This window comes from Derxia lacustris, assembly GCF_002105195.1.
Lineage (GTDB): Bacteria > Pseudomonadota > Gammaproteobacteria > Burkholderiales > Burkholderiaceae_E > Derxia > Derxia lacustris.
The window spans coordinates 42,481-67,361 of record NZ_MUHU01000050.1 but is presented as its reverse complement, the minus strand read 5'-3'; the positions used below and the strand labels follow the sequence as shown (position 1 = coordinate 67,361).

Genomic DNA, 24,881 nt, shown 5'->3' with positions numbered 1-24,881 from the left:
CTGTCACCGATTTCAGAAACTGTGCCGCACACCCACCGCGTAGGCACCGATCTGCGCCCCCGGCGCGATGCCGATCAGGCCCGGCGCCGACGGATGCAGCTCGTAGCTCGCGCGGTCCTGGTTCCAGATGCGTGTCGAGCGGAAGGTGAGCAGCGTCCGCTTGCTGAGCGGGTAGTAGTAGGCCACCGACAGCATCCGCGCACCGGTGTCGTCGCAGCGACTGCCGCACAGGCTGCCCGACAGCTTGTTGGCCTGGGTGAATTCGCTCACCAGCTCGCCACTCCCCAGATCGACGCCGCTCATCACCGAGAACGCATTGCGGCTGGCGCTGCTGCCGCCGGCCGTGCCGGCATCGTTGTCGCGCGTCTGGCGGTCGAATTCGCTGCCCAGGCGCCAGCCCGAGCCCTTGTAGCTGACGCCGGCGCGCTGACCGGTGTCGTGCCGGCCGACCCCGCCGGTGCCGTTGCGCCGTTCGATGGCGTAGGCGACCAGCCAGGGCCCCTCGTCATAGCGCAGGCCGCCGCCGACCGCGCCGCTGTTGGGCACGCCGGCATTCGACTCGTTGGCGCTCCAGATCGCCGAGGCGACGAAGCCGCCGACCTTGGGCGTCTCGTAGAAGACCGCATTCGACAGCCGGTTGCCGAAGCCGAGATCGGTTGCCGTGGCACCGAAAAACGACAGCAGCGCCGCATTGAAGGCGGTGCCGGTGGCGCCCGGATTGAAATCGAAGCGCCCTTCCGCCACGCGATACGGCCCGCTGAGCCGGCCGACGCGCAGCTGTCCGAATCCGCCGCGCAAGCCCACATAGGTATCGCGGCCCCAGAGCGCGCTGCTGCTGGTCTGGGCGCCGGTATCGAACTGGAGCCCGGATTCGAGCTGGAAGATGGCACTCAGCCCATCGCCGAGATCCTCGCTGCCGCGAAAGCCCAGCAGCGAGCTGCTCGAGGTGACACGAGCAATGCTGCGGCTGGCGAAGGGTGCCGCCGTGGTGCCGCTGACGCGCACGTCGTCGACCTGCACATCCGCCACGCCGTAAAGCGTGACATTGCTCGTCTGCGCCCCGGCCTGAGCCGCCGTCGCGATGCCGGTGGCGATCGCGGCGAGCCTGCAAGCCCTTGCAATCCGTCCCGCGCGGAATTCCGTCTGCATGTTTTCTCCTCCTTGGTTGGCGCCGGTCGGCTTGCGGATCTGCGTCGCGGTCGCGGATGACGGGCCGCGCGCGACATGCCTGTCGCCGGCCCGGATGTGATGCGCACCAAGGATGAAGCTGCCGACACAGCTCGTTCGCGCTATTTTGGAAGCCACTTCGTTCCATTCCGGAACCGTTCTTGGGTTAACCCGCAAACAGAGGTCCTGCATGGCACGCGTTTTCGACCCGGTTTCGCTGCGGCTTTTCGTGGCGGTCTGCGAGGAGGGCAACATCGCCCGTGCCGCCGAGCGCGAGGCCATCGTCCCGTCCGCCATCAGCAAGCGACTCGGCGCACTGGAGGACGACGTGGGCGTGACCCTGCTGGCCCGCGCCCGCGGCGGACTGGCGCCCACGCCGGCCGGCGAGGCGCTGCTGCGCCAGTCGCGCGAGGTGCTGCTGCTGATGGAGCGCATGCATGCCGAGCTGCGCGAATTTGGCGCCGGCGTGCAGGTGAACCTGCGCGTGCTGGTGAGCCTGTCGGTCATCTCGGAAAGCCTGCCCGACGACATCAGCGCCTTCCTTGCCGCGCATCCGCAGGTACACATCAACCTGGAGGAGCAGACCAGCGCCGAGATCACCCGCGCGGTGCGCGACGGCACGGCCGATTTCGGCGTGTGCTGGAACGCGAGCGACCTGGCCGGCCTGGAGACGCGCGACTACCGCACCGACCGCGTCTGGCTGGTGGCGCATCCGCGTCATGCGCTGGCCGGACGCGAGAGCCTGGCCTTCCGCGACACGCTCGACTACGAAAGCATCGGCGTGCTGCCGGGTTCGATCATGGAGACGATGCTGCGCCGTCTCACGGCCGCCGAGGGCAAGCTCCGGGTGCCGCGCATCGTGGTGTCGACCTTCGACGCGGCCTGCCGCGCGGTGGCGGCCAACCTCGGCATCGCGATCCTGCCGGGCGAGGTCGCGGCGCCGCTGGTGAGCACGCTGGGCCTGCGCATGCTGCCGCTGACCGACGCCTGGGCGCAGCGCCGCTTCGTGGTGGTCATGCGCTCCAGCGCCGCGCTGTCAGCGACGGCGCGCGAACTGGTCGACTACCTCTGCGCACAGGCGCGCCAGCGCGAGGATCGCGGCGGCTAGCCGCTGGTCATGCCCGGCGCGCTGCCGCCGCGCAGCAGATCGGCGAGCCGCCGCCCGGCCCGGCCGAGCGGCCGGTCGCGCCGATGCACCAGCACCGGCGTGAAGCGGTAGCGCGAACCGCCCCGGTAGCCGACCTCGCACAGGCTGCCGGCCGCCAGCGCATCGTCGACCAGATGACGCGGCATCCAGCCGAAGCCGAGCCCCATGTGCAGCGCCTGCTTCTTGGCCGTGAAGCCCGACAGGTAGAACACCCGCTCGCCGCCGAACATGTGCTGATCGTCGCCACGCTCGCTGCTGTCCTGCACCGTCAGCTCCACATGCTCCTGAAGCTCGGGCAGGTCGACTGCGCCGGCGCGCGCGAGCGGATGGCCGGGCGCGGTGCAGAGCACGCACTCGATCTCGACCAGCGGCTCGGCCAGCAGCCTGGCATCGGGCGCGTAGTCCTTCACGATCATCAGATCGGCCTGCTCCTTCTCGAAGCGGTACTGCACGCCATGCAGGAACTCGACCTTCACCTGCACCCGCGTCGGGACGCGCTCATCGGAGAGCGTCTTGAGAGCCGAGAACACCGCATCGAGCGGCAGGATGCCGTCGGCCACCAGCATCAGCTGCGGCTCCCAGCCCTCGGTGAACTGGCGTGCCAGCGCACCGAACTGCTCGGCATGCAGCAGCAGGCGGCGGCCCTCGGCCAGCAGCGCCGCGCCGGCAGGCGTCAGCTTGACCCGGTAGCCGTCGCGGTCGAGCAGCGCGAGACCGAGCTGCTCCTCCAGCTTGCGCACCTGATAGCTGACCGCCGACTGCACCTTGTGCAGCTGCTCGGCAGCACGCGCAAAGCCGCCGTGGCGCACGACCGCGTCGAGCGCGGCAAGGGAATCGAGATCGATCATGGGTAAGCCGCAAGTCGGTCAAATGATCGAAATCCTAGTCGTTCAGTTTCGTTTAATTCCGCTTTTTTTGATTGGTCGGGCTTTCTAGAGTCGCGTCATTCCTCGCTGCAACCGGCGAACGCCCCCAGGAGACACGACCATGAACCCACTCAATCCGATCGGCCTGCAAGGCATCGAATTCACCGAATTCACCGGCGGGTCGCTCGACCAGCTCGATGCGCTGTTCTGGGCCTTCGGCTTCTCCAAGCTGCGCCGCCACCGCAGTCGCGACATCACCTGGTATCACCAGAACGACATCAACTTCCTGCTCAACGCCGAGCGCGACGGCTTCTCGGGCGCGTTTGCCCGGACCCACGGGCCGTCGATCTGCTCGATGGGCTGGCGCGTGGAAAACGCATCGGCCGCGCTCGCCGAGGCAGTGCGGCGCGGTGCCGTGGCGGCCGATCCGGCGCGCTGCGATCACGCCTATCCGGCCATTCACGGCATCGGCGACAGCCTCGTCTATTTCATCGATTGCCACGGACCGCGTGGCTCGATCTACGAAGCCGATTTCGCGCCGCTCGCACTGCCTCAGGTGCAGGCGGACAAGGGCTTTCTGGCGATCGACCATCTGACCAACAACGTGCCCCCCGGCCAGATGGACATGTGGTCCGCTTTTTACAAGGACATCTTCGGCTTCACCGAGGTGCGCTACTTCGACATCAAGGGCGCCAAGACCGGCCTGACCAGTCATGCGCTGCGTTCGCCGGACGGCAGCTTCTGCATCCCCATCAACCAGCCCAAGGACGACCGGGACCAGATCGCCGAGTACCTGCGCGAATACAACGGCCCCGGCGTGCAGCACCTGGCCTTCAGCACTCACGACATCCTGGCCTCGCTCGACGCACTCAAGGGCAGCCCGATCGAGATGCTCGACATCGACGACGACTACTACGACGCGGTCTACAAGCGGGTGCCGCAGGTGCGCGAGGACCGCAGCCGCATCCGGGCGCATCAGGTGCTCGTCGATGGCGACGAGGAGGGCTATCTGCTCCAGATCTTCACCCGCAACCTGATCGGGCCGATCTTCATCGAGATCATCCAGCGCGAGAACAACCTCAGCTTCGGCGAAGGCAATTTCGGCGCGCTGTTCCGCTCGATCGAGAAGGATCAGGAACGCCGCGGCGTGATCTGAACCGGGCGCCACGCCAGTCCCATTCCATCAAAGAAGCATCGAGGAGACATCTCATGAGCCTGCTGCAAGGGATTCATCACGCCGCCTATCGCTGCGGCGACGCACGCCGCACCGTCGAGTTCTATCGCGACACCCTGGGCATGGACCTGGTGCTCGCCATCTCGGAAGACCGCGTGCCGTCGACCAAGGCACCCGATCCCTACATGCACATCTTTCTGGACGCCGGCGCCGGCAATGTGCTGGCCTTCTTCGAGCTGCCGAACTCGCCCGCCATGGGCCGCGACGAGAACACGCCCGACTGGGTGCAGCACATCGCCTTCAAGGTCGCCGACATGGAAACGCTGCTGACGGCCAAGGCGAAGATCGCGGCGCTCGGCATCGAGGTCCTCGGCCCGACCGACCACGGCGTGTTCAAGTCGATCTACTTCCGCGATCCCGACGGCCACCGGCTCGAGCTGGCGGTCGATCTTGCGAAGCCCGGCACGCTCGAAAAGCTGCACGACCTGGCCCCGGCCATGATCGAGGAATGGAGCCGCACGCGGCGCGCCGTCAGGCATGCGGCCTTCCTGCACGAGGACGAGTTTGCAGACCGCCATTGAACCGATGCCCGGCCGGCGCATGCCGGCCGGCTTCCGCTCCCTCTCCAGGAACGCGCCATGACCGCCTACCTCCCCGACGCCACCCATGCGCCGACACTCACCAGCTGGGTCGCGTCGGCCAACGATCCCGCCAGCGACTTTCCGATCCAGAACCTGCCTTACGGGCGCTTTCGCCACGCCGGCAGCAAAGCGCCCTGGCGCGTCGGCGTGGCCATCGGCGACGCCATCCTCGACCTGACACTCGCGGCGACCGCCGAGGGCTGGAGCGAGGCGGCGCGCGCTGCGCTCGAACCGCTCGCGCGCGGCGATCTCAATGCCTTCATGGCGGCCGGCGTCACCGTGCGACGGGAATTGCGCGCTGCCTTGTCGCGCGCGCTGGCGCAGGGCAGCGCGCAGCAGGCCGCACTCGCGGGCGCACTGCTGCCGCAGGCCGAGGCTGAGTACGCCCTGCCCTGCCACATCGGCGACTACACCGATTTCTATACCGGCATCCACCACGCCACCACGGTCGGCAAGCTGTTCCGGCCCGACAACCCGCTGCTGCCCAACTACAAGTGGGTACCGATCGGCTACCACGGCCGCAGCTCATCGATCGGCGTGTCGGGCCAGCGCTTTCATCGTCCGCTCGGTCAGGTGAAGCTGCCCGAGGCCGAGGTGCCGGTGCTCGCGCCGAGCCGCCGGCTCGACTACGAGCTTGAACTGGGCGCCTTCGTCGGCCAGCCCAACGCTCTCGGCGAGCCGGTGGCGCTGGCGGATGCCGAGGACCACCTGTTCGGCGTGGTGCTGCTCAACGACTGGTCGGCGCGCGATGTGCAGGCCTGGGAATACCAGCCGCTCGGCCCCTTTCTGGCCAAGAACTTCGCCACCACCGTGTCGCCGTGGATCGTGACGATGGAGGCGCTCGCGCCGTTCCGCGTGCCGTTCACGCGGCCCGAGGGCGAGCCGGCGCCGCTGCCCTATCTGGATGGCGCGGCCAACCGCGAGCGCGGCGCGCTCGATCTGCATTTCGAGGTGCTGATCCAGACCGCGCAGATGCGCGAGCACGGCGCCGCGCCGGTACGGCTGTCGCGCAGCAATTTCCGCGACGCCTGGTGGACGCTGGCGCAGATGCTCGCCCATCACACCGTGGGCGGCTGCAACCTCCAGCCCGGCGACCTGCTCGGCAGCGGCACCCAGTCCGGCCCCGGCGCGGACGAGGCCGGCTCGCTGCTGGAGCTGAGCCAGGGCGGCCGACAGCCGCTCGCCCTGCCCAACGGCGAGACGCGCACCTTTCTGCTCGACGGCGACTGCATCGTGCTGCGCGGCCGTTGCGAGGCCGACGGCGCCCGCGCCATCGGTTTTGGCGATTGCATCGGCACCGTGCTGCCGGCGCGCGCGGCGGCCGCATGAGCGCGGTCCGGCTCTACAGCGCGGCACGCTCGTCGGCGGCATTCCGCGTGCGCATCGCGCTCCGGCTCAAGGGCATCGACTACGAATATGTCGGCGTCGATCTGCTCGCCGGCGAGCAGCGTGGCCCGGCCTATCGCGCGGTGAACCCGTCCTGCCTCGTGCCCACGCTCGACATCGACGGACTGCGGCTCACGCAGTCGCTCGCCATCCTCGACTACCTGGAGGAGACCCGTCCCGCGCCGCCGCTGCTGCCGCCCGATCCGGCGGCCCGCGCGCGCGCCCGCGCCGCCGCACTCGCGGTGGCCTGCGACATCCATCCGGTCAACAACCTGCGCGTGCTGAACCACCTGAAGCACCGGCTCAAGCTGGAACCCGCGGCGCGCGGCGACTGGTATCGGCACTGGTGCGAGCAGGGGCTCGGCCAGCTCGAAGCGCTGGTGCGCGCCGGCGGCGGTCACGGCGACTTCATCGAGGGCGACTCGCCCACCGTGGCCGACATCTGCCTGGTGCCGCAGATCTTCAACGCCCGCCGCTTCGAGGCGCAGCTCGATCACGTTCCGCTGCTGATCGCCGTGTTCGAGCGCTGCATGACCTTGCCAGCGTTCGCGGAGTCGCAATGGGACCGCCAACCCGACTTCCGCTAATCCCCCAAAAACGTTCCCAACCGGAACGTTTTGCGTTCCAAAAGACCACTGAAAGCATGGTTCGGAATGTCTAAAGTGGCTTCATCGCCGGCGTCAGACCGGCATGCCACCGGAGACAAGTCATGCCCTGCCTTCCCGCCAGAGTCGTCGTCCGCGAAGTCGGATTGCGCGACGGCCTGCAAAGCCTGCCTCAGGTACTGGCCACCGAACGCAAGTTCGACTGGATCCGCAGCGCCTACGACGCCGGCCAGCGCGAGATCGAGGTCGGTTCCCATGTGCCGGCGCGGCTGCTGCCGCAACTCGCCGATACCGCAGAACTCGTGGCCTTCGCCAAGACCCTGCCCGGCCTGTTCGTGTCGGTGCTGGTGCCCAATCTCAAGGGCGCCGAGCGTGCCATCGAGACCGGTGCCGACCTGCTGCTGGTGCCGCTGTCGGCCAGCCATGAACACAGCCTGGCCAACCTGCGCAAGACGCCCGACGAAGTGGTCGCCGAGGTGGCGCGCATCCGCGCGGCCCGCGATTCCGCCGGCGCCAGGACGCTGATCGAAGGTGGCATCGGCACGGCCTTCGGCTGCACGCTGCAAGGCGCGGTCGCCCCGGCCGAGGTGCTGCGCTGCATGCAGGCGCTGCTCGACGCCGGCGCCGACCGCGTGAGCCTTGCCGACACCGTCGGTTTCGCCGATCCGGCGGCGGTGGCGCGGCTGTTCGAGCAGGCCCGCGCGCTCGCCGGCGAGCGCTTCTGGTGCGGCCATTTCCACGACACGCGCGGCCTGGCGCTGGCCAATGTGCATGCCGCGCTCCAGACCGGCGTCACGCGCTTCGACGCCTCGCTCGGCGGCATCGGCGGCTGTCCGCATGCGCCCGGCGCGAGCGGCAATGCCGCCACCGAGGATCTCGTCTTCATGCTCGCCAGCATGGGCATCGACACCGGCATCGACCTGCCGCGCCTGCTTGCCCTGCGCGCCCGGATGGCCGACTGGCTCGGCAGCGAGGCCCTGCACGGCACGCTGTGGCGCGCCGGCCTGCCACGCACCTTCAACGCAGCATCGACACCGGCCATCGCGGCCTGAATCCATGGACAACAGCGCATCCACCGGCCTGCCGCTCGAAGGCGTCCGCGTCATCGAATTCACCCACATGGTCATGGGTCCCACCTGCGGAATGATCCTGGCCGACCTCGGCGCCGAGGTCATCAAGATCGAGCCGCCGGGCGGCGACAAGACCCGCAGGCTGCCCGGCCTCGGCATCGGCTTCTTCCGCAGCTTCAACCGCAACAAGAAGAGCGTGGTGCTCGACATCGCCACGCCCGAGGGCCGGGCCACGGCCGAGGAGCTGATCGGCCAGTGCGACGTGATGCTCGAGAACTTCCGGCCCGGCATGATGACCGCGCTCGGTCTCGATCACGCCACGCTGTCGAAGCGCTATCCCGGGCTCATCTACGTGTCGCACAAGGGCTTCCTGCCCGGCCCCTACGAGAACCGGCTGGCGCTCGACGAAGTGGTGCAGATGATGGGCGGGCTGTCGTACATGACCGGCCCGGTCGGGCGGCCGCTGCGCGCCGGCACCTCGGTCAACGACATCATGGGCGGCATGTTCGGCGCCATCGGCGTGCTGGCCGCGCTGCGCGAGCGCGACCGCACCGGGCTCGGCCAGGAGGTGCAGAGCGCGCTGTTCGAGAACTGCGCCTTCCTCTCGGCCCAGCACATGCAGCAGTTCTCCATGACCGGCGAGCCGCCGCCGCCGATGCCCTCGCGCGTGTCGGCCTGGAGCGTGTACGACGTGTTCACGCTCGCCGATGGCGAACAGCTGTTCATCGGCGCAGTCAGCGACAAGCAGTACCTCACGCTGTGCCGCGTGATCGACGCGCCCGAACTGGCCACCGATCCGGCCCTGGGCACCAACGAGCAACGCGTGGCGCTGCGCCCGGCCCTGCTCGAACGCCTGGGCGCGGTGCTGCGCCAGCACCGCATCGAAGACCTCGCGCCCCGGCTCGAAGCCGCCGGCCTGCCCTATGCGCCGATCGTGCGGCCGGACCAGCTGGTGGCCGATCCGCATCTGCGCGCCAGCGGCGGCGTGGTGCCGATGCAGACCGACGACGGCGGCAGCACCGACGTGGTCCTGCTGCCGCTCACGCTCGGCGGCCGGCGCCCCGGCGTGCGCCAGCCGCTCGCGCGCATCGGCGAGCACACCCAGGAAGTGCTGTCGCGCCTGACCGGCCCGACGCAGGGCTGAGGAGATCCGCATGGCGATCTACGGCATTGGCGGCCACGCGCCGCAAGTTCCCGCGTCGGCCTATGTGGCGGCCGAGGCCACGCTGATCGGCCAGGTCGTGCTCGGGGAGCGCGCGAGCGTGTGGTCGGGCGCGGTGATCCGCGGCGACAACGAGCCGATCCGCATCGGCGCCGCCAGCAATGTGCAGGAAGGCGCGGTGCTGCATGCCGATCCGGGCTTTCCGCTCGACATCGGCGCCGGCGTGACGGTCGGCCATCAGGCAATGCTGCACGGCTGCACGATCGGCGACGGCGCGCTCATCGGCATCCAGGCCGTGGTGCTCAACGGCGCGGTGATCGGTCGGCAATCGCTGGTCGGTGCCGGCGCCATCGTCACCGAACGCAAGACCTTCCCCGACCGCTCGCTCATCCTCGGCGCCCCGGCCAGGGCGGTGCGCGAACTCACGGCGGCGGAGCTGGCCGGCCTGGCCGCCGGCGCCGACGACTACGCGGCGCGCGGCGCGACCTTCCGCGTCTCGCTCCAGCGCCTCGACTGATCCCGAACCCTCCCTTCGTACGGAGCTTGCAATGGCTGATCTTTTCGACAATCCGATGGGACTGATGGGCTTCGAGTTCGTCGAGTTCGCATCGCCCGAGCCGGGCGTGCTGGAAGCCGCGTTCGAGCTGCTCGGCTTCACGCCGGTGGCTCGTCACCGCTCCAAGGACGTGGTGCTCTACCGCCAGGGCGACATCAATTTCATCGTCAATCGCGAGCCGAGGACGGTCGCGGCCTACTTCGCCGCCGAGCACGGACCGTCGGCCTGCGGCATGGCCTTCCGCGTCAGGGATTCGCATCGCGCCTATGCCCGCGCACTCGAACTCGGCGCCCAGCCGGTCGATCTGCCGACCGGGCCGATGGAATTGCGGCTGCCCGCCATCAAGGGCATTGGCGGCGCGCCGCTCTACCTGATCGACCGCTTCGAGGACGGCAAGTCGATCTACGACATCGACTTCGAGTTTCTGCCGGGCGTCGACCGCCATCCGGTCGGTCACGGCCTCAAGCTCATCGACCACCTTACGCACAACGTCTATCGCGGCCGCATGGCCTACTGGGCCGCGTTCTACGAGCGGCTGTTCAACTTTCGCGAGATCCGCTACTTCGACATCAAGGGCGAATACACCGGCCTCACGTCGAAGGCGATGACCGCGCCCGATGGCCGCATCCGCATTCCGCTCAACGAGGAATCGTCGAAAGGCTCAGGCCAGATCGAGGAATACCTGATGGCCTTCAACGGCGAAGGCATCCAGCACATCGCGCTGTTCAGCGACGACCTGCCGGCCAGCGTCGACAGCCTGCTCGCGGCTGGCGTGCCGCTCATGAAGGCGCCGCCGGCCACCTACTACCGCATGCTCGACGAGCGCCTGCCCGGCCACGGCGAGGACGCCGCCGCGCTGCAGACGCGCGGCATCCTGCTCGACGGCAGCACTGGCGGCGACAGACCGCGCCTGCTGCTCCAGATCTTCTCGGGCACGCTGTTCGGCCCGGTGTTCTTCGAGTTCATCCAGCGCAAGGGCGACGACGGCTTCGGCGAAGGCAATTTCAAGGCGCTGTTCGAATCGCTGGAACGCGACCAGATCGAGCGCGGCGTGCTGCAGCCCGCCTGATCCGCCGCCCCTCTTCCCACTTTCTTTCCCGCGTGCCAGGCGGCCACAGAGCCGCCGGCACTCCCTTGCCCGCGCGATATGTGAACCGCGCGTGGCCCGGCTCGGCCATCGGAGACAAGCCATGTCAACCACACTTGCAGCGGCGCCCTTGCGCGCCACCTCCCAGCCCTCGATGCAGTTCGAGAGCACGCCCCTCGCCGTTACCGCGCGCATGGATCGCCTGCCTGCCACCCGCCATCTGTGGCTGCTGGTGCTGCTGATCTCGCTCGGCGGCTTCTTCGAGGTCTACGACCTGGTCTTCACCGGCTACATCGCACCCGGCATGGCCAGGAGCGGCGTTCTCGCCACGACCACCGAGACCTTCTTCGGCTTCCAGGGCATCGCCGGCTTCATTGCAGCAACCTTCGCCGGCTTGTTCGTCGGCACCTTCTTCCTCGGCTTCCTGCCGGACCGCTTCGGCCGCCGCTCGGTGTTCACCTATTCGCTGCTCTGGTATTGCGTGGGCTCGGCGATCATGGCCTTCCAGAGCAGCGGCGAGGGCATCGTGTTCTGGCGCTTCATCACCGGCATCGGTGTCGGCGTGGAGATCGTGACGATCGATTCGTACATCACCGAGCTGGTGCCGCAGCGCATGCGCGGCCGGGCCATCGCGTTCAACCAGTCGGTCATGTTCGCGGCCGCGCCGGTCGCCGCCATCCTGTCGTACTGGCTGGTGCCGATCACATTGTTCGGCGTCGATGGATGGCGCTGGGTCGTGCTGATCGGCTGTGCTGGCGCAGTCGTGGTCTGGTTCATCCGCCGCGCATTGCCCGAGAGCCCGCGTTGGCTGGCCCAGCAGGGCCGGCTCGACGAGGCCAACCGCATCGTGCTCGACATCGAGGCGAAGGTGGCCGCCGAGCACGGCCTGCCGCTGCCCGCGCCGCAGCCGCCGGTCGTCACCGACCGCCCGCCCACGCAGGCCTTCCGCGAGATCTGGCATCCGCCCTATCGATCGCGCGTGGCGATGCTGCTGGTGTTCAATTTCTTCCAGGCCATCGGCTACTACGGCTTTGCCAACTGGGTGCCCACGCTGCTGATCGGCCAGGGCATCACCGTGACGAAAAGCCTGTTCTATTCCTTCGTGATCGCCTTCGCGTTGCCGATCGGTCCGCTGCTGGTCATGAGCATCGCCGACCGGGTGCAGCGCAAGTGGCTGATCGTCGTGCCGGCCGTCTCGGTGGTGATCTTCGGTCTGGCATTCGGCCAGATGAAAGACCCGCTCTGGCTCACGCTCTTCGGTGTGCTCATCAGCCTGTCGGGCCAGACCATCTCGGCGAGCTACCACGCCTATCAGGCCGAGCTGTTCCCGACCAGCGTGCGTTGCCGCGCCAACGGGCTGGTGTACTCGGCCAGCCGCGTCGGCGCGATGCTGTCGGGCTTTCTCATCGCCTTCCTGCTGCGTGACTTCGGCGTGGTGGGCGTGTTTGCCGGCATCACGAGCTGCATGCTGATCGTGGCGCTCGCCATCGGCGTGTTCGGGCCGCGCACCACCGGCCTGCGGCTCGACGAGATCTCGCACTGAGCCAGCACTCGGTGGCTCGGACAGACCTCAATGCCCCCAGCAGTCGTTGACGGTGCGCGCGGTGCTGCTGATGCCCTTCACGCCATAGCTGTCGAGCGTGAAATTGCCGCAGGCGTCGCCGGTCATGCTGCCGGTCGGCGTCGCGGTCAGGGTGTAGCTGCTGGCGGTCACGCTGCTCAGGCTGATGTGATAGCGCGCGCTGCCGCTCGCCGGCACGTTGTAGTAGCGGGTGCTGAACACCTGGTCGGCATTGCCGAGCAGGAAGGTGTTGCTCTCGCCGTAATGGCGCTCCATCCACGAGGCCGCATCCACCAGCGCGCTGCGCGCCTCGGCGCGATTGGCGCGGCGCACGTACTCGGTATAGCTCGGCACCGCGACCGCAGCCAGGATGCCGACGATGGCGACCGTGACGATCAGTTCGACGAGCGTGAAGCCGGCATCGCGGCGGACAGGCAGGCGCATGGCGGGCAGTCTTTCGGTGAGGAGTGGCGGCCGCATCAGGGCCGGCCGAATTCGCGCCAGCTGAGCCGGCCGAGGTGGTCGCAGGCCGGCAGCTGGGCGGCGGTCTGCACGCCGTTGGCACTGCCGGTCACCACGTTCACGCCCAGGCGGCAGGTGGCCGAGCCGCAGTTGCTGCCGGTACAGGTGCCGCTGCCATTCTGCGGGAGGACCGTGCCCTGCAAGGCCATGCCGAGCGCCAGCTGGCCGCTTTCGAGCGTCTCGGACGGGTAGTAGACGCCGGCGGTGCTGCTCTCGAAGGTGGGCTGGTACTTGCCGCCGAACACGATGTCGATCGCATTGACCCAGGTCTGGCCCGGCGTGGTGCAGTTGGCCGCCGGCGGCACGAAGGAAGTGATGACGAAGTAGCGGCCGACGTTCTCGGCATTGCCGGTCACCCGCTCGCCGCTGACCGGCAGCTTGACGCGCCAGCCCTGGTACAGCGTGCTGTTGCTGCCGCAGGTGCTGCCGCCATAGGTCTGGGTGGTGGTGAAGCAGAACACCTGGGCCGACAGATCGCGCAGCAGCTGGGTGGTCGAGCCCGCCGCCGTGGTGGTGGTGGTCGAGAAGCTCAGCTTCTTGATGCGGCTGAAGCTGACGGTGGTGGCGCCGTCGGCATCCCAGATGCCGTAGAGCGCCTGTTCGGCGGTCGTGCTCTGGTCGCCGGTGGCGAACAGCTGGCCGGTGCCGAAGGCCACCATCCAGCCGGTGTCGGTGGCCGGATTGGGCACCACCACCGGCGCGCCGGTGATCGGCTGGCGCACCGTGCCGGCGGTATCGAGCGCGGTGAACAGCGGTGCGCCGCCGTTGGCCACCTTCCAGGTCGAGGGCGCGTCGGTCACGGTGGCATCGCCGGCCGCCGTGCTCAGGTTGAAGCGCCACAGGTTGCCGCGCAGGTCGCCGGCGTAGACCACGTCGGTGATGCCGTCGTTGTTCACGTCCACCGGCACCGGCATCGACAGGCCGTTGCCGCTGGCCTCGCTGCCGGTCGCGGCGGCGACGATCTTGATGTAGTCGGTCCCGGCGGTCCAGCCGGTGCTGGTCTTGTCGAGGAACAGCGCATACAGCACCGGCTTGCCGCCGCTGCTGCCATAGCCGTTGCCGAGCAGCACCGCCCAGCGCGTGCGGCCGCTGACCTTGAGCCGCACGATCTGCTCGGGCACGCCGGTGGCGCTGGCCTTGGTCGGCTGGCCGACGATCACACCCAGGTCGCTGTCGTCGGCATCGGTGAATTCCCACAGCGCGATCGACGCGGCGTTGGCCTCGCTGAACGCCGCCGGATTGCTCACGTTGAGCGCGAACACGCCGTTGCCGCCGGCGCCCAGCGGGCTCACCAGCACCGTGGCCCAGTTGGGCGTGCTGGTGGCCGAAATGTTGGCGTCGGCCACGATCGGCGAGCCGTCCACGTAGTAGCGGTGGCTGTAGTTGACCGAGGTGAGCTTGCTCAGATTGGCGTAGACCGCGCCCGGCACATAGGCCAGCACTTCGGCGCCGGTGCTGGCATTGAAGCCGTGCAGCATCCCGTCGTTGGCGCCGATCCACAGCACCGGCGTGCGGTTGGCGCGCAGGCTGCGGAACGTGCCATAGCCCGAATCGGAGATGGCGCTGGCCGGCGTGCCCACATAGGCCGGGCTCGAATTGATGATGTCGCCGAGCTTGGTGTTGCCGTACAGCGTGTTGGAGTTGGTGCGCTGGCGGAAGCTGGTCGAACTCGTGCCCTCGTTGGTCGCCACGCCGCGCAGCCAGTCGAGCCGCGCCGAGCCGCGGGCGTCGGCGGTGCCGCTCTCGTTGTTGTTGAGCAGGGTCTGCTGGGCGGTGCTCAGCGTGCTCCAGGTAAAGGCCGCGCCGCGCTTGAGTTCGGTGTTCCAGGTGATGATCTTGCGGCCGCTGTCGCTGGTGAGCAGCGGGCCGGCATTCCACACCACCTGCCCCGCCGAGTAGCTGCTGAAGGCCTGCTGGGCATAGGCGCGCAGCGTGCCCTGCCAGGTGCCGGTATCGGCCACCGGCTGGAACGCCAGCGAACCGGCATAGGCGCGCGCCGCGCTCACCGCCGGCACCGAGCCGCTGGTCTGCGCCGCCACCACCTGCGCGAACGCCGACTGCATGGCCGCGAACATCACGAACGGATCCTTGGCCTGGAAGTAGTTGTTGGGCAGGCCGTTGCTCAGATAGGGCGAGCGATAGCTGCCGTTCACCAGCTTGGCGCCGCCGCCCAGGCCCATCAGATAGAGCTGGCGGTTCTCGGTCGCGATGCCGCTGCTCTCCATCACGTCGAAGGCGAAGGTGACCAGCGGGCGCGAGCTGCCCAGGTCGGAGCGGAAGGCGTTGGTCGCACCCCAGTAGGCCAGGCCCGAAGCCAGATAGCCGGCATTGCCCACGCCGGTCAGATCGGTGGCCAGCGTGCTGCGGTTGGCCAGCGCGCCGGCGCTGCGTTCGGCGCTCAGCGTGGCGAGCGCATTGCCCAGCGCCGAGGTGGCGGCATAGGCATCGACCTCGCCGCTGGCGACCGAGCGCGGCGCATCGCCGCAGCCGCTGTTGGTGGTGGTGTTGCCGGGCAGATAGCGGTCGCACCAGGTGTTGGTGTCGGCGATGGTGAAGATGAAATTGTTCTGGCAGGCCGAGGTGACCGGATCGGCCAGCGCGCCGCTCAGGCCCGAGCCGTTCCAGGCCGAGTAGACCGGGAAGCCCGACTTCATCGTGGCCGTCATGCCGCTGGTGGCGAGCGCGTCGGCAGCCTTGCCGCGCAGGTACTGGAAGGCCTGGTAGTAGAGCTCGCCGAACTGGTCGTAGACCTTGTACGAATGGGTCTGGTTGCTGTCCCAGGTGCCGTCGACATCGCCACCCGAGGTGTAGGGCGACAGCGTCGGCGAGGCCAGGCCGAAGCGGTTGAGATAGTTGAGCACGCCGCTCACGCCGGCCGAGTCGCCGAGCGGATTGAGCAGCGCCACGCCGGTGGTCTGGCTGTACTCGTCGGTGATGCGGCGCATCGGCGCGCGCAGCACGCCGCCGAAGCGCGACTGGCTCGGATCGGTCAGATAGCCGAGCGCCGCGTAATTGACGTCGTTGCGGTTGAACTGCATCACGCCTTCGGGCTTGTACACATAGCTGCCGCTGCTGCCGTAGCGCGTGCAGAGCCTGAGCGAGCCCGAGTAGAGACTGGCGCGGCCGGCCGTCACTTCATTGCTGTCGCAGATCGAAACCCGCGCATAGCCCTGGAAGCGGTCGCCGTCGGTGCCGGGCGCGGCGCAGGTGCCGCTGCTGTTGCTGGCGCTGCCGATGTAGATCTTGTCGCGGCAGTTGACGATCACGACCGAGGTGTTGCCGCCGAGCACGCTGGTGGGAATGGTGCCGGCCGCATTGGCGGCGCTCAGCGACAGGCGCGGGAAATTGCCGCTCGCATAGAAGCTCGGCACGCTGTTGCGCGCCACGTCGGGCAGGAAGGCGCGGCTGACGACGGTGAGGCCGCCTTCCGCATAGGTCTGGTCGAGCACGCGCCAGCCGCCAGCCAGCACCATGCGGAACAGGTCGAGCGACGAGGTGGCGGCCCAGTTGAGGAAGTTGCCCGACCAGTGCGTGCTGTCGCAGCTGAAGTAGTTGGACGTGGTCCTGGTGACCGCGCCATAGGCCGTGAAGTACTGCTTGCTCGAGTCGTAGCTGTAGCAGAGGTTGGAGTTCCAGTTGCCCGCGAACTCCTTGGTACGCGAGTAGCCCACGCCGTTGTAGGCATAGCCGGCGGTCGGGAACTCGACCGACAGCGCGAGCGCCAGATTGGCCGGCGGTTGCAGCGCCGCCGTCAGCGGCGACTGGGCGATGGACGACGACTGGGCCTGGGCGACCAGCGGGACGAGCAGGCTGGCAGCCAGTGCGAGCGTGCGGAGCATGGCGTTCATGGCGATTGTCCGTGGGCGCTCAGTAGGCGCCGCGATTGAAGACTTCCTGGATCACGACCGGCGCGCTGCCGTCCTTGCCCCAGCCCCAGGCGGTGATGCGAATGATCGGCACCGACTGGCGCCCACCGTTGTTGGCGGTCAGCCATTCGAGCGCGTAGCAGGGCTGGCGCGCCGGCGCCACGGCATTGCCGCTGCCGGATTCGCCGCTGGCGCCGGTATAGCGGCCATAGGTCACGCAGTTGCGGAAGGCGATCCAGTTGGGATCGGCCGGATTGTCGTCGGCCGGTGCCGCCGCGCCGCCGCACTGGCCGTCGGTGCAGTCCTCGGTGAAGCGCGAGGCGGCGCTGGCAAAGGCGGTGCCGTCGGCGCCGGTGCGCGCATCGAGCACATCGCGGCAGTAGGAGTAGGTGGCCTTGACGCAGCTGCGGTTGAGATAGTCGACGCCGAGCACATCGCGCTCGGCATCGCGCAGCGCCAGCTCGGCGTTCTGCTGCGCGAACAGCCGGTCGCGCTCGCCGGTGGCCACGCTCTGCTGCACCGTGGTGCGACGCATCTCGTTGAGCGCGAGCGAGGTCAGCACCACGAGGAAGACCAGCGCGATGATGAGGATGACGCCGCGCCGCCGGCGCCGGCCGACCGGCCCGCGCGAGCGCGCAGCGCGGGTTTCAGAGCAGCGGCGTACTCGATCCATTGACGACATTGCGAAGGGTGACGGTGGTCCAGTAGGCGCGCCTCAACCGGCCATCGGTCGACGAGTCGCGGACGGTGCCGAGGCAATCGGTATAGGTGGTGATGCCGGCGCCGCTGCCGCTGCCGGTGCGCGCGCTGAGCGCGGCGCTGTCGGGCGAGGCCATCACGAAGCAGAAGCGCACCGCGCTCACCAGGGTCCAGTCGGGCACGTTGGCGGCCCGGTCCCAGCGGCTGACGCTCTGGCGCGCGTCTTTCAGTCCGTTGCTGCCGAACCAGAACACCAGCTGCTCCACGCCGACGGCGAGCGACTGGGTGTCGGTGCTGCCATTGGCCGAGCAGAACAGCTCGCTGCGGCCGCTGCTGCCGGTGGCCAGGTAGTAGCGATTGACGACGATCGGCTGGGCCGGCAGCGGATTGCGGCCGAGCGCCGGCGCATCGGTGCCGAGGCAGGTCTGGCCCTCGCCAGTCGCGGCATTGGCGGCCACGGTGAGCGCGCGGATCTCGATGGCCTCGCGGTCGTTGTCGCCGTTGGCGGTGCAGGTCGGCGCCACCAGCCCGCCGGCCACGTTGATGGCGGTGGTGAAGCTGCCGGTGCAGCCGTAGACCGGCGCGTTCAGGCCCAGGTCGCTCCAGCTGTACATGCGCGGCCGGCCGGTGCCGACCACCGGCGAATAGCCGGCCTCGCGCAGCTGGCGCGCGATCAGCTGCTGCACGAAGCGCCCGCCCTCCTCCAGCTGCTGGGCTTCGTCGAGCGCGCGGCCGCTGCTGCTGCCGAGCAGATACAGGCCGACGAGAAACAGCGAGATCAGCAGGCCGATGCCGAGCGTGATGAGCAGTTCGACCAGGCTGCGCCCGGTCTGGCGCGCACGGCGGCCGGCGCTCATGGCGCGACGTCGAGCTGGAAGCATTGGACGGAGGTGTCGGTGGTGAAGCTGGACGGGCAGTTGGTCGCCGCGTGTTCGGAATCGTTGCCGAGGGGATTCATGGCGCTGTTGCGCTCGGCATAGCCGATGATGATTCGCACGCCGAACTGGAACTTGGCGCTCTTGCCGCTGCCGTCGAGCGCCTCGATGCGGGCGCGGCCGCTCGGCAGCTGGTCGGCCACCAGGGCGCTCCAGCGGTTCAGGTCGATGGCGGCGATCTGGGCCGCATTGCAGTTGCCGCTGGTGATGCCGCGGCTGGCGTTGTAGCAGCTCGGCAGCTCGGGCACGGCGCTGCTGCCGCTCCAGGTCTGGTCGAGCACATAGCGGCCGTTGATCAGGCCGTTGAGATTGCCGCGGATGCGATCGGCCATGTCGTAGGCGAGCGCGGCGCTGGCCGAGCGCGACACGGCGGTCTTGCTGTAGCTCATGGCGTTGACCTGCAGGCCGGCCAGCCCGATCAGCCCGAGCGACACCACCACCAGCACGATCAGCACCTCGATCAGCGAGAAGCCGCGCCGGCCTGCGGCGCCGGACCCGGACGACGGCAGGCGCATCAGCAGCTCGCTCCGGTGGCCTGGCCATGGCTGCGCGTGGCGACGATGCGCGCATTGCCGCCCGGATAGAGGCAGACGGCGCGCTGCTCGCTCGGCGCATCGGTGTTGGAGGAGGAAACGATGAAGGCGGTGTTGGCGTTGCCGGCAAAGTCGAGCCAGCGGCCAGTCTGGCCAAAGCGGATCGGCGCGCCGCTGCCGTTGCGCACGATGACGCTGCCGTCGTCGCTGGCCTGCAGGATGCGCAGCGGCGCGAGCGGCGTGCCGCTGGCGTCGCTGGCGCGGTTGCCGAGCGCATCGAAGACATAGGCGGCAACGCCGCTGTTCCAGTCGCTGCTGGTGGCGCAGGCAGCCGAACCCTTGGGATTGGCAGTCGCGCAGATGCCGACCGGCGTGCGCTGGCGGATGGCTTGCAGACGCGCACCGGCCAGCAGCGCCAGCAGGTCGTTGGACTGGCTGGCGATGCGATTGCGGACGATGAACTGCGACATCGGCGGCACGGCGATCGCGGCCAGCACGGCGGTGATGGCCATGACCGCCAGCATCTCGATCAGCGTGAAGCCGCTCCGACGTTTCTGAAGCTTGGTCAAGGGGTCCCCAGGACAGTTGAGACTGTGTGTCCTGGCGATCATAGGTGCCGAAAACAGGCGGAATCGCACGAATTGGCTTGATTCGCTCAGCCAATTTCATGACGCGGACGGCCACTTCCGCTTATCGGCGACAGGCGCGACGGCTGCGCCGCTCGGCCCCGACCAACGGAAAAATCGCGTCCTTGCGCTGTTGCGCCAGCACCGCGCGCAAGCGCTTGCCAACCCGGCTTCTAGAACGAAGCTCTAGTGACTGGCAGGCGAACTTTCTAGCCCCCAGGCAAGAAATCCTGGATTTGCCCCCGGACGGCTTGCGCCGACCCGCTTGACTCGGGCCGGCCGTCTGGGGTTGCGATCAGCGCGCCGCCAGCAGCAGCGCCACCGCCTCGGCGGCAATGCCTTCGCCGCGGCCGGTGAAGCCGAGCTTCTCGGTGGTCTTGGCCTTGACGTTCACCTGCGTGAGCGCGATGCCGCAGTCGGTTGCGATGCGGCCGACCATGATCGGAATGAACGGCGCCATGCGCGGCGCCTGGGCAATGATGGTCGCGTCGATGTTGCCGACGAACCAGCCGGCCTTGTGCACCCGGGCCACCGCCTCGCGCAGCAGCACGCGCGAATCGGCGCCGCGATAGCGCTCGTCGGTATCGGGAAAGTGCATGCCGATGTCGCCGAGGCCGGCGGCGCCGAGCAGCGCGTCGGTGATGGCGTGCAGCAGCACGTCGGCATCGGAATGGCCGAGCAGGCCCTTCTCGAACGGAATCTCGACGCCGCCGAGGATGAGCTTGCGGTCGGCCACGAGGGCGTGAACATCGAAGCCGGTACCGATGCGGAACGGCGGCGGCGCGCTGGGATTGCTGATGGCGGTCATGGCTGGCTGAACAGGTGGCGCGCGAGGTTGAAGTCCTCGCGCCAGGTGAGCTTGAAATTGCGCTGGCTGCCGGGCACGAGGCGCGGCGCGAGGCCGAGCGCCTCGATGGCGCCGGCTTCGTCGGTGGCCTCGGGCGCGGCGGCATAGGCGCGCCGGAGCAGGTCGAGCCGGAACATCTGCGGCGTCTGCGCGGCCCAGAGGCCGTCGCGCGGCAGGGTCGCGGCGACGCGGGCGCTGTCGGCGTCGCCGCGGGCGCGCTTGAGCGTGTCGGCGAGCGGCAGCGCGAGCAGGCCGCCGACCGCGTCGTCGCGGCAGGCGTCGATCAGGTCGGCGATCAGCGCCGGCGTGAGGCCGGGCCGGGCGGCGTCATGCACCAGCACCCAGTCGGTCGGCGCATGCACGGCGGCGATGGCGTCGAGCCCGGCCAGCACCGAGTCGCGCCGGCTCGCGCCGCCGACATAGAGCGGCCGCACTTCCTCGGTAGCGAGGTCGAAGCGGCGGTCGTCGGGCGCCAGCACCACATAGGTGGCGTCGATCAGCGGCGAGGCGCGGAAGGCGTCGAGCGTGCGGTCGAGCATGCTGCGCCCGGCCAGGTCGGCGTACTGCTTGGGCAGATCGAGCCCGGCACGGCTGCCGCCGCCGGCGGCCGGGATGAGGGCGATGAAACGGGCCGGGCTGGCGGATGGCGTCATGTGGGTGTGCGCTCGCGTCGATGGCGGGACGAAAAACGGGGCTGGATTCTCGCACGCGCTTCCTCGCGCAATCGGGGGAGAAAGCCCGGGGATGCGCTGGTTTCGGCCGCCGAAATGTGCGCGATTCGGCCTTCGCGGCCAGCGCCGGCCGGGCCACGTCGGACAAATTGCGCATGGCACAATCGGCCGCTTTCCTGGCGCCCCAAGGGGGCTGCCCGCCGGCCTGAGCGGGTGGCCGCGACCGGGCCGATGCCTTCACGGCCAAGTCCATGACCCCAAGCCCCAAATCCGCTAGCCCCGCCCTCGCCGCCGCTGCCGTGCTGCCGGCGGCCTTCGATCTCGGCATCGCCTTTCCGCCCGCCGGCCAGCGCTTCGTGGCGCCGGCGCTGGCCGGCTCGGCCGATGCGCTGGCGCTCGCGCGGCTGGCCACGCCGGGCCGCACCATGCTGGTGGTGAGCGCCTCGGCCGCCGAAAGCCAGCGCCTGCTGGACGAGATTCCGTGGTGGGCCGAGCAGCTCGGCAAGACGCTCGCGGTGCACGACTTTCCCGACTGGGAAACCCTGCCCTACGACAGCTTCTCGCCGCATCAGGATCTGGTGAGCCGGCGGCTGGCCACGCTGTCGGCGCTCACCGACAACAAGGTCGACGTGCTGCTGGTCGGCGCGACCACCGCGCTGCAAAGGCTTGCGCCGCCCGAGTTCATGGCGGCCTACAGCTTCGAGTTCAGCGCCGGCCAGAAGCTGGATGAAGCCAAGCTGCGCGGCCAGCTGGTGCTGGCCGGCTACCAGAACGTGAGTCAGGTGATGTCGCCCGGCGAGTACGCGGTGCGCGGCGGCATCATCGATCTGTTCCCGATGGGCTCGGTCGTGCCCTACCGCATCGACCTGTTCGACAACGAGATCGAGACGCTGCGCACCTTCGACGTGGACACGCAGCGCAGCCTCTACCCGGTCAAGCACATCCGGCTGCTGCCGGGCCGCGAATTCCCGCTCGACGAGAACGCGCGTACCACCTTCCGCAAGCGTTACCGCGAGCGCTTCGAGGGCGATCCGTCGCGCTCCACGCTCTACAAGGACATGGGCAACGGCGTGGCCGGCGCCGGCATCGAGTACTACCTGCCGCTGTTCTTCGACGGCACCTCGACGCTGCTGCACTACCTGCCGGCCGATGCCGGCATCGTGCTGTGCGGCGACATCGACGGCACGATCCGCAAGTTCTGGACCGATACCGGCTCGCGCTTCCGCTTTCTGCGTGCCGACCCCGAGCGGCCGATCCTGTCGCCCGACGAGATCTACCTGACGGCCGAGGACTTCTTCACGCTGGCCAAGCCGCATGCGCGGCTGGCGCTGCATACCGACAGCGAGCGCAGCGCCCTCGCCCGCCCGCTGCCGCCGCTCACCATCGACCGGCGCGCGACCGATCCGCTCGGCGCGCTGCGCGCATTTGCAGCCACCACGCCGGGCCGCATCTACATCGCCACCGAATCGGCCGGCCGGCGCGAGACCATCGCCGAGCTGTTCCGCGACCACGGTCTGAAGGCGGTCAACGCCGACTCGTGGGAAGACTTCACCACCGGCTCGGCCGCCATCACGCTCGGCGTCGCGCCGCTTTCGCAGGGCTTTTCGGCTGGCGAGGGCGACGCTGCGGTGCATCTCGTTTCCGAGGGCGAGCTGTACGCGGGCGGCACCGCCAGCCGGCGCGGCCGGCGCCGCCGGCAAGAGCAGGTCACGGCGGTCGATTCGATCATCAAGGACCTGTCCGAGCTGAAGATCGGCGATCCGGTCGTGCATGTTCAGCACGGCATCGGCCGCTATCGCGGGCTGGAGACGATGGACCTCGGCGACGGGCCGATGGAGCTGCTGCATCTGGAATACGCGGGCGAGGCCAAGCTATTCGTGCCGGTGGCGCAGTTGCATGTCATCTCGCGCTACTCGGGCGCCGATCCGGAATCGGCGCCGCTGCATCAGCTCGGCTCGGGCCAGTGGGAGAAGGCGCGGCGCAAGGCCGCCGGCCAGATCCGCGATACCGCCGCCGAGCTGCTCAACCTCTATGCGCGGCGCGCGGTGCGCGTGGGCCACAAGTTCGAGTTCAGCGCCGCCGATTACGAGCTGTTCTGCGAAGGCTTCGGCTTCGACGAAACACCCGACCAGGCCGCCGCGATCGCCGCCGTGCAGCAGGACATGACCTCGGGCGCGCCGATGGATCGGCTGGTCTGCGGCGACGTGGGCTTTGGCAAGACCGAGGTTGCGATGCGCGCGACCTTCATGGCGGTGGCGGGCGGCAAGCAGGTCGCCATCCTGGCGCCGACCACGCTGCTGGCCGAGCAGCATTTCCAGAACTTCAGCGACCGCTTCGCCAACTTCCCGATCAAGCTCGCCGAGCTGTCGCGCTTCAAGACCGGCAAGGAGGCGTCGGCGGCGATCAAGGGCATCAACGACGGCACGGTCGACATCGTGATCGGCACCCACAAGCTGCTGAGCGAGGACGTGAAGTTCGCGCGGCTCGGGCTGGTCATCATCGACGAGGAACACCGCTTCGGCGTGCGCCAGAAGGAGGCGCTCAAGGCGCTGCGCGCCGAGGTGGATGTGCTGACGCTGACCGCCACGCCGATCCCGCGCACGCTGGGCATGGCGATGGAAGGCCTGCGCGATTTCAGCGTGATCGCCACCGCGCCGCAGAAGCGGCTGGCGATCAAGACCTTTGTGCGGCGCGAGAGCGATTCGGTCATCCGCGAGGCGGTGCTGCGCGAGATCAAGCGCGGCGGCCAGGTCTACTTCCTGCACAACGAGGTCGAGACGATCGAGAACCGGCGCATCCGGCTTGAAGAGCTGCTGCCCGAGGCGCGCATCGGCGTGGGCCACGGCCAGATGCACGAGCGCGAGCTGGAGCGGGTGATGCGCGACTTCACGCACCAGCGCTTCAACGTGCTGCTGTGCACGACCATCATCGAGACCGGCATCGACGTGCCGAACGCCAACACGATCATCATGCACAGGGCCGACAAGTTCGGTCTGGCCCAGCTGCACCAGCTGCGCGGGCGCGTCGGCCGCTCGCACCATCAGGCCTATGCCTACCTGCTCGTCCACGATCCGCAGGGCCTGAGCAAGCAGGCGCAACTGCGGCTCGACGCGATCCAGAAGATGGAGGAGCTGGGCTCGGGCTTCTTCCTCGCCATGCACGATCTGGAGATCCGCGGCGCCGGCGAGGTGCTGGGCGACAAGCAGTCCGGCGAGATGCAGGAAATCGGCTTCCAGCTCTACATCGACATGCTCAACGAGGCGGTGCGCTCGCTGAAGAAGGGCAAGGAGCCCGATCTCGAACGCCCGCTCGGCGCCGTCACCGAGATCAACCTGCACACGCCGGCGCTGCTGCCGTCCGACTACTGCGGCGATGTGCATGAGCGGCTGACGATCTACAAGCGGCTGTCCAACTGCGAGAACGCGGACGGCATCGACGGCCTGCGCGAAGAGCTGGTCGACCGCTTCGGCAAGCTGCCCGATCAGGCCCAGGCGCTGATCGACGTGCACAAGCTGCGCATCGCGGCCAAGCCCTACGGCATCCAGAAGATCGATGCGAGCGACGAAGCCATCGTCATCCAGTTCGAGAAGGACGCGCCGGTCGATCCGGCCCGCATCGTCGCGCTGATGCAGCGCAACAAGCATGTGCGGCTGGCCGGCCAGGATCGGCTGCGCATCGGCCAGTCGGCGGCCAAGGTGGATGAGCGGACGAAATTGATCCGCTCGCTGCTGGCCGAACTGCGCTGAGGCAGCATCCGCTC

At 68.8% G+C, this 24,881-nt stretch carries 21 protein-coding genes; 11 read left to right on the top strand and 10 right to left on the bottom strand.

What is annotated here, in order from left to right; translation table 11 throughout:
- Nucleotides 1-12: 12 nt before the first annotated feature.
- The gene (locus B9P64_RS21970; protein ID WP_176256930.1) at nt 13-1,149 is read right to left on the bottom strand and encodes a porin; all 1,137 of its coding nucleotides are present in this window, start codon (nt 1,147-1,149) and stop codon (nt 13-15) included.
- A 208-nt stretch (nt 1,150-1,357) separates the two neighbouring features.
- On the opposite strand from B9P64_RS21970, the gene B9P64_RS21965 reads away from it, so the two are divergent.
- On the top strand, nt 1,358-2,275 hold the full coding sequence (locus B9P64_RS21965; RefSeq protein WP_085318237.1) for a LysR family transcriptional regulator: 918 nt from the start codon (nt 1,358-1,360) through the stop codon (nt 2,273-2,275).
- Here the strand turns inward: B9P64_RS21965 and B9P64_RS21960 are convergent.
- On the bottom strand, nt 2,272-3,162 hold the full coding sequence (locus B9P64_RS21960) for a LysR family transcriptional regulator (RefSeq protein ID WP_085318236.1): 891 nt from the start codon (nt 3,160-3,162) through the stop codon (nt 2,272-2,274). The two genes, B9P64_RS21965 and B9P64_RS21960, sit on opposite strands and share 4 nt — an antisense overlap.
- A 139-nt stretch (nt 3,163-3,301) precedes the next feature.
- Here B9P64_RS21960 and hppD (B9P64_RS21955) point away from each other — a divergent pair, with 139 nt between their 5' ends.
- The 9 genes from hppD (B9P64_RS21955) (at nt 3,302) to B9P64_RS21915 (ending at nt 12,404) form a co-directional block, all read left to right on the top strand.
- Entirely contained in the window at nt 3,302-4,336 is a 1,035-nt protein-coding gene (gene hppD / locus B9P64_RS21955) for a 4-hydroxyphenylpyruvate dioxygenase (RefSeq protein WP_085318235.1), read from the top strand.
- 53 nt (nt 4,337-4,389) lie between these two features.
- Complete coding sequence (locus B9P64_RS21950) at nt 4,390-4,935, top strand: VOC family protein (protein WP_085318234.1); 546 nt, start codon at nt 4,390-4,392, stop codon at nt 4,933-4,935.
- Between the two features lie 57 nt (nt 4,936-4,992).
- Nucleotides 4,993-6,324, top strand: a complete 1,332-nt coding sequence (gene fahA, locus B9P64_RS21945) for a fumarylacetoacetase (protein ID WP_085318233.1) — start codon at nt 4,993-4,995, stop codon at nt 6,322-6,324.
- Entirely contained in the window at nt 6,321-6,968 is a 648-nt protein-coding gene (maiA, locus tag B9P64_RS21940) for a maleylacetoacetate isomerase (RefSeq protein ID WP_085318324.1), read from the top strand. Before fahA ends, maiA begins: the two co-directional genes overlap by 4 nt.
- Before the next feature lie 122 nt (nt 6,969-7,090).
- On the top strand, nt 7,091-8,038 hold the full coding sequence (locus B9P64_RS21935; protein WP_085318232.1) for a hydroxymethylglutaryl-CoA lyase: 948 nt from the start codon (nt 7,091-7,093) through the stop codon (nt 8,036-8,038).
- 4 nt (nt 8,039-8,042) lie between these two features.
- Nucleotides 8,043-9,200, top strand: coding sequence for a CaiB/BaiF CoA transferase family protein (locus tag B9P64_RS21930; protein WP_085318231.1), 1,158 nt, complete (start codon nt 8,043-8,045; stop codon nt 9,198-9,200).
- Between the two features lie 10 nt (nt 9,201-9,210).
- A complete protein-coding gene (locus B9P64_RS21925; RefSeq protein WP_085318230.1) occupies nt 9,211-9,735 on the top strand; it encodes a gamma carbonic anhydrase family protein in 525 nt (174 codons plus the stop codon).
- Nucleotides 9,736-9,766: 31 nt separating this feature from the next.
- Nucleotides 9,767-10,843, top strand: a complete 1,077-nt coding sequence (hppD, locus tag B9P64_RS21920) for a 4-hydroxyphenylpyruvate dioxygenase (protein ID WP_085318229.1) — start codon at nt 9,767-9,769, stop codon at nt 10,841-10,843.
- Between the two features lie 172 nt (nt 10,844-11,015).
- Entirely contained in the window at nt 11,016-12,404 is a 1,389-nt protein-coding gene (locus B9P64_RS21915; protein ID WP_235840099.1) for an MFS transporter, read from the top strand.
- A 27-nt stretch (nt 12,405-12,431) separates the two neighbouring features.
- Here B9P64_RS21915 and B9P64_RS21910 read toward each other — a convergent pair whose 3' ends face one another.
- The 8 genes from B9P64_RS21910 to ispD all read right to left on the bottom strand — a co-directional run bounded on the left by B9P64_RS21910 (nt 12,432) and on the right by ispD (nt 21,103).
- Nucleotides 12,432-12,866, bottom strand: a complete 435-nt coding sequence (locus B9P64_RS21910; protein WP_085318323.1) for a type IV pilin protein — start codon at nt 12,864-12,866, stop codon at nt 12,432-12,434.
- Between the two features lie 35 nt (nt 12,867-12,901).
- Nucleotides 12,902-16,792 carry a pilus assembly protein gene (locus B9P64_RS21905; protein WP_085318227.1) on the bottom strand — a complete coding sequence of 1,297 codons (3,891 nt, stop codon included), beginning with the start codon at nt 16,790-16,792 and terminating at the stop codon, nt 12,902-12,904.
- Between the two features lie 19 nt (nt 16,793-16,811).
- A complete protein-coding gene (locus tag B9P64_RS21900) occupies nt 16,812-17,483 on the bottom strand; it encodes a pilus assembly PilX family protein (protein WP_176256929.1) in 672 nt (223 codons plus the stop codon).
- On the bottom strand, nt 17,458-18,366 hold the full coding sequence (locus B9P64_RS21895; protein ID WP_139826466.1) for a PilW family protein: 909 nt from the start codon (nt 18,364-18,366) through the stop codon (nt 17,458-17,460). Before B9P64_RS21895 ends, B9P64_RS21900 begins: the two co-directional genes overlap by 26 nt.
- A complete protein-coding gene (gene pilV, locus B9P64_RS21890; protein ID WP_085318224.1) occupies nt 18,363-18,959 on the bottom strand; it encodes a type IV pilus modification protein PilV in 597 nt (198 codons plus the stop codon). The genes B9P64_RS21895 and pilV overlap by 4 nt, the downstream gene beginning before the upstream one ends.
- The gene (locus tag B9P64_RS21885) at nt 18,959-19,546 is read right to left on the bottom strand and encodes a pilus assembly FimT family protein (protein ID WP_176256928.1); all 588 of its coding nucleotides are present in this window, start codon (nt 19,544-19,546) and stop codon (nt 18,959-18,961) included. The genes pilV and B9P64_RS21885 overlap by 1 nt, the downstream gene beginning before the upstream one ends.
- Before the next feature lie 352 nt (nt 19,547-19,898).
- The gene (ispF, locus tag B9P64_RS21880) at nt 19,899-20,411 is read right to left on the bottom strand and encodes a 2-C-methyl-D-erythritol 2,4-cyclodiphosphate synthase (RefSeq protein ID WP_085318222.1); all 513 of its coding nucleotides are present in this window, start codon (nt 20,409-20,411) and stop codon (nt 19,899-19,901) included.
- The gene (gene ispD / locus B9P64_RS21875) at nt 20,408-21,103 is read right to left on the bottom strand and encodes a 2-C-methyl-D-erythritol 4-phosphate cytidylyltransferase (RefSeq protein WP_085318221.1); all 696 of its coding nucleotides are present in this window, start codon (nt 21,101-21,103) and stop codon (nt 20,408-20,410) included. The genes ispF and ispD overlap by 4 nt, the downstream gene beginning before the upstream one ends.
- Before the next feature lie 269 nt (nt 21,104-21,372).
- Between ispD and mfd the strand changes: the two genes are divergently transcribed.
- Nucleotides 21,373-24,867, top strand: coding sequence for a transcription-repair coupling factor (gene mfd, locus B9P64_RS21870; RefSeq protein ID WP_085318220.1), 3,495 nt, complete (start codon nt 21,373-21,375; stop codon nt 24,865-24,867).
- Nucleotides 24,868-24,881 lie beyond the last annotated feature (14 nt).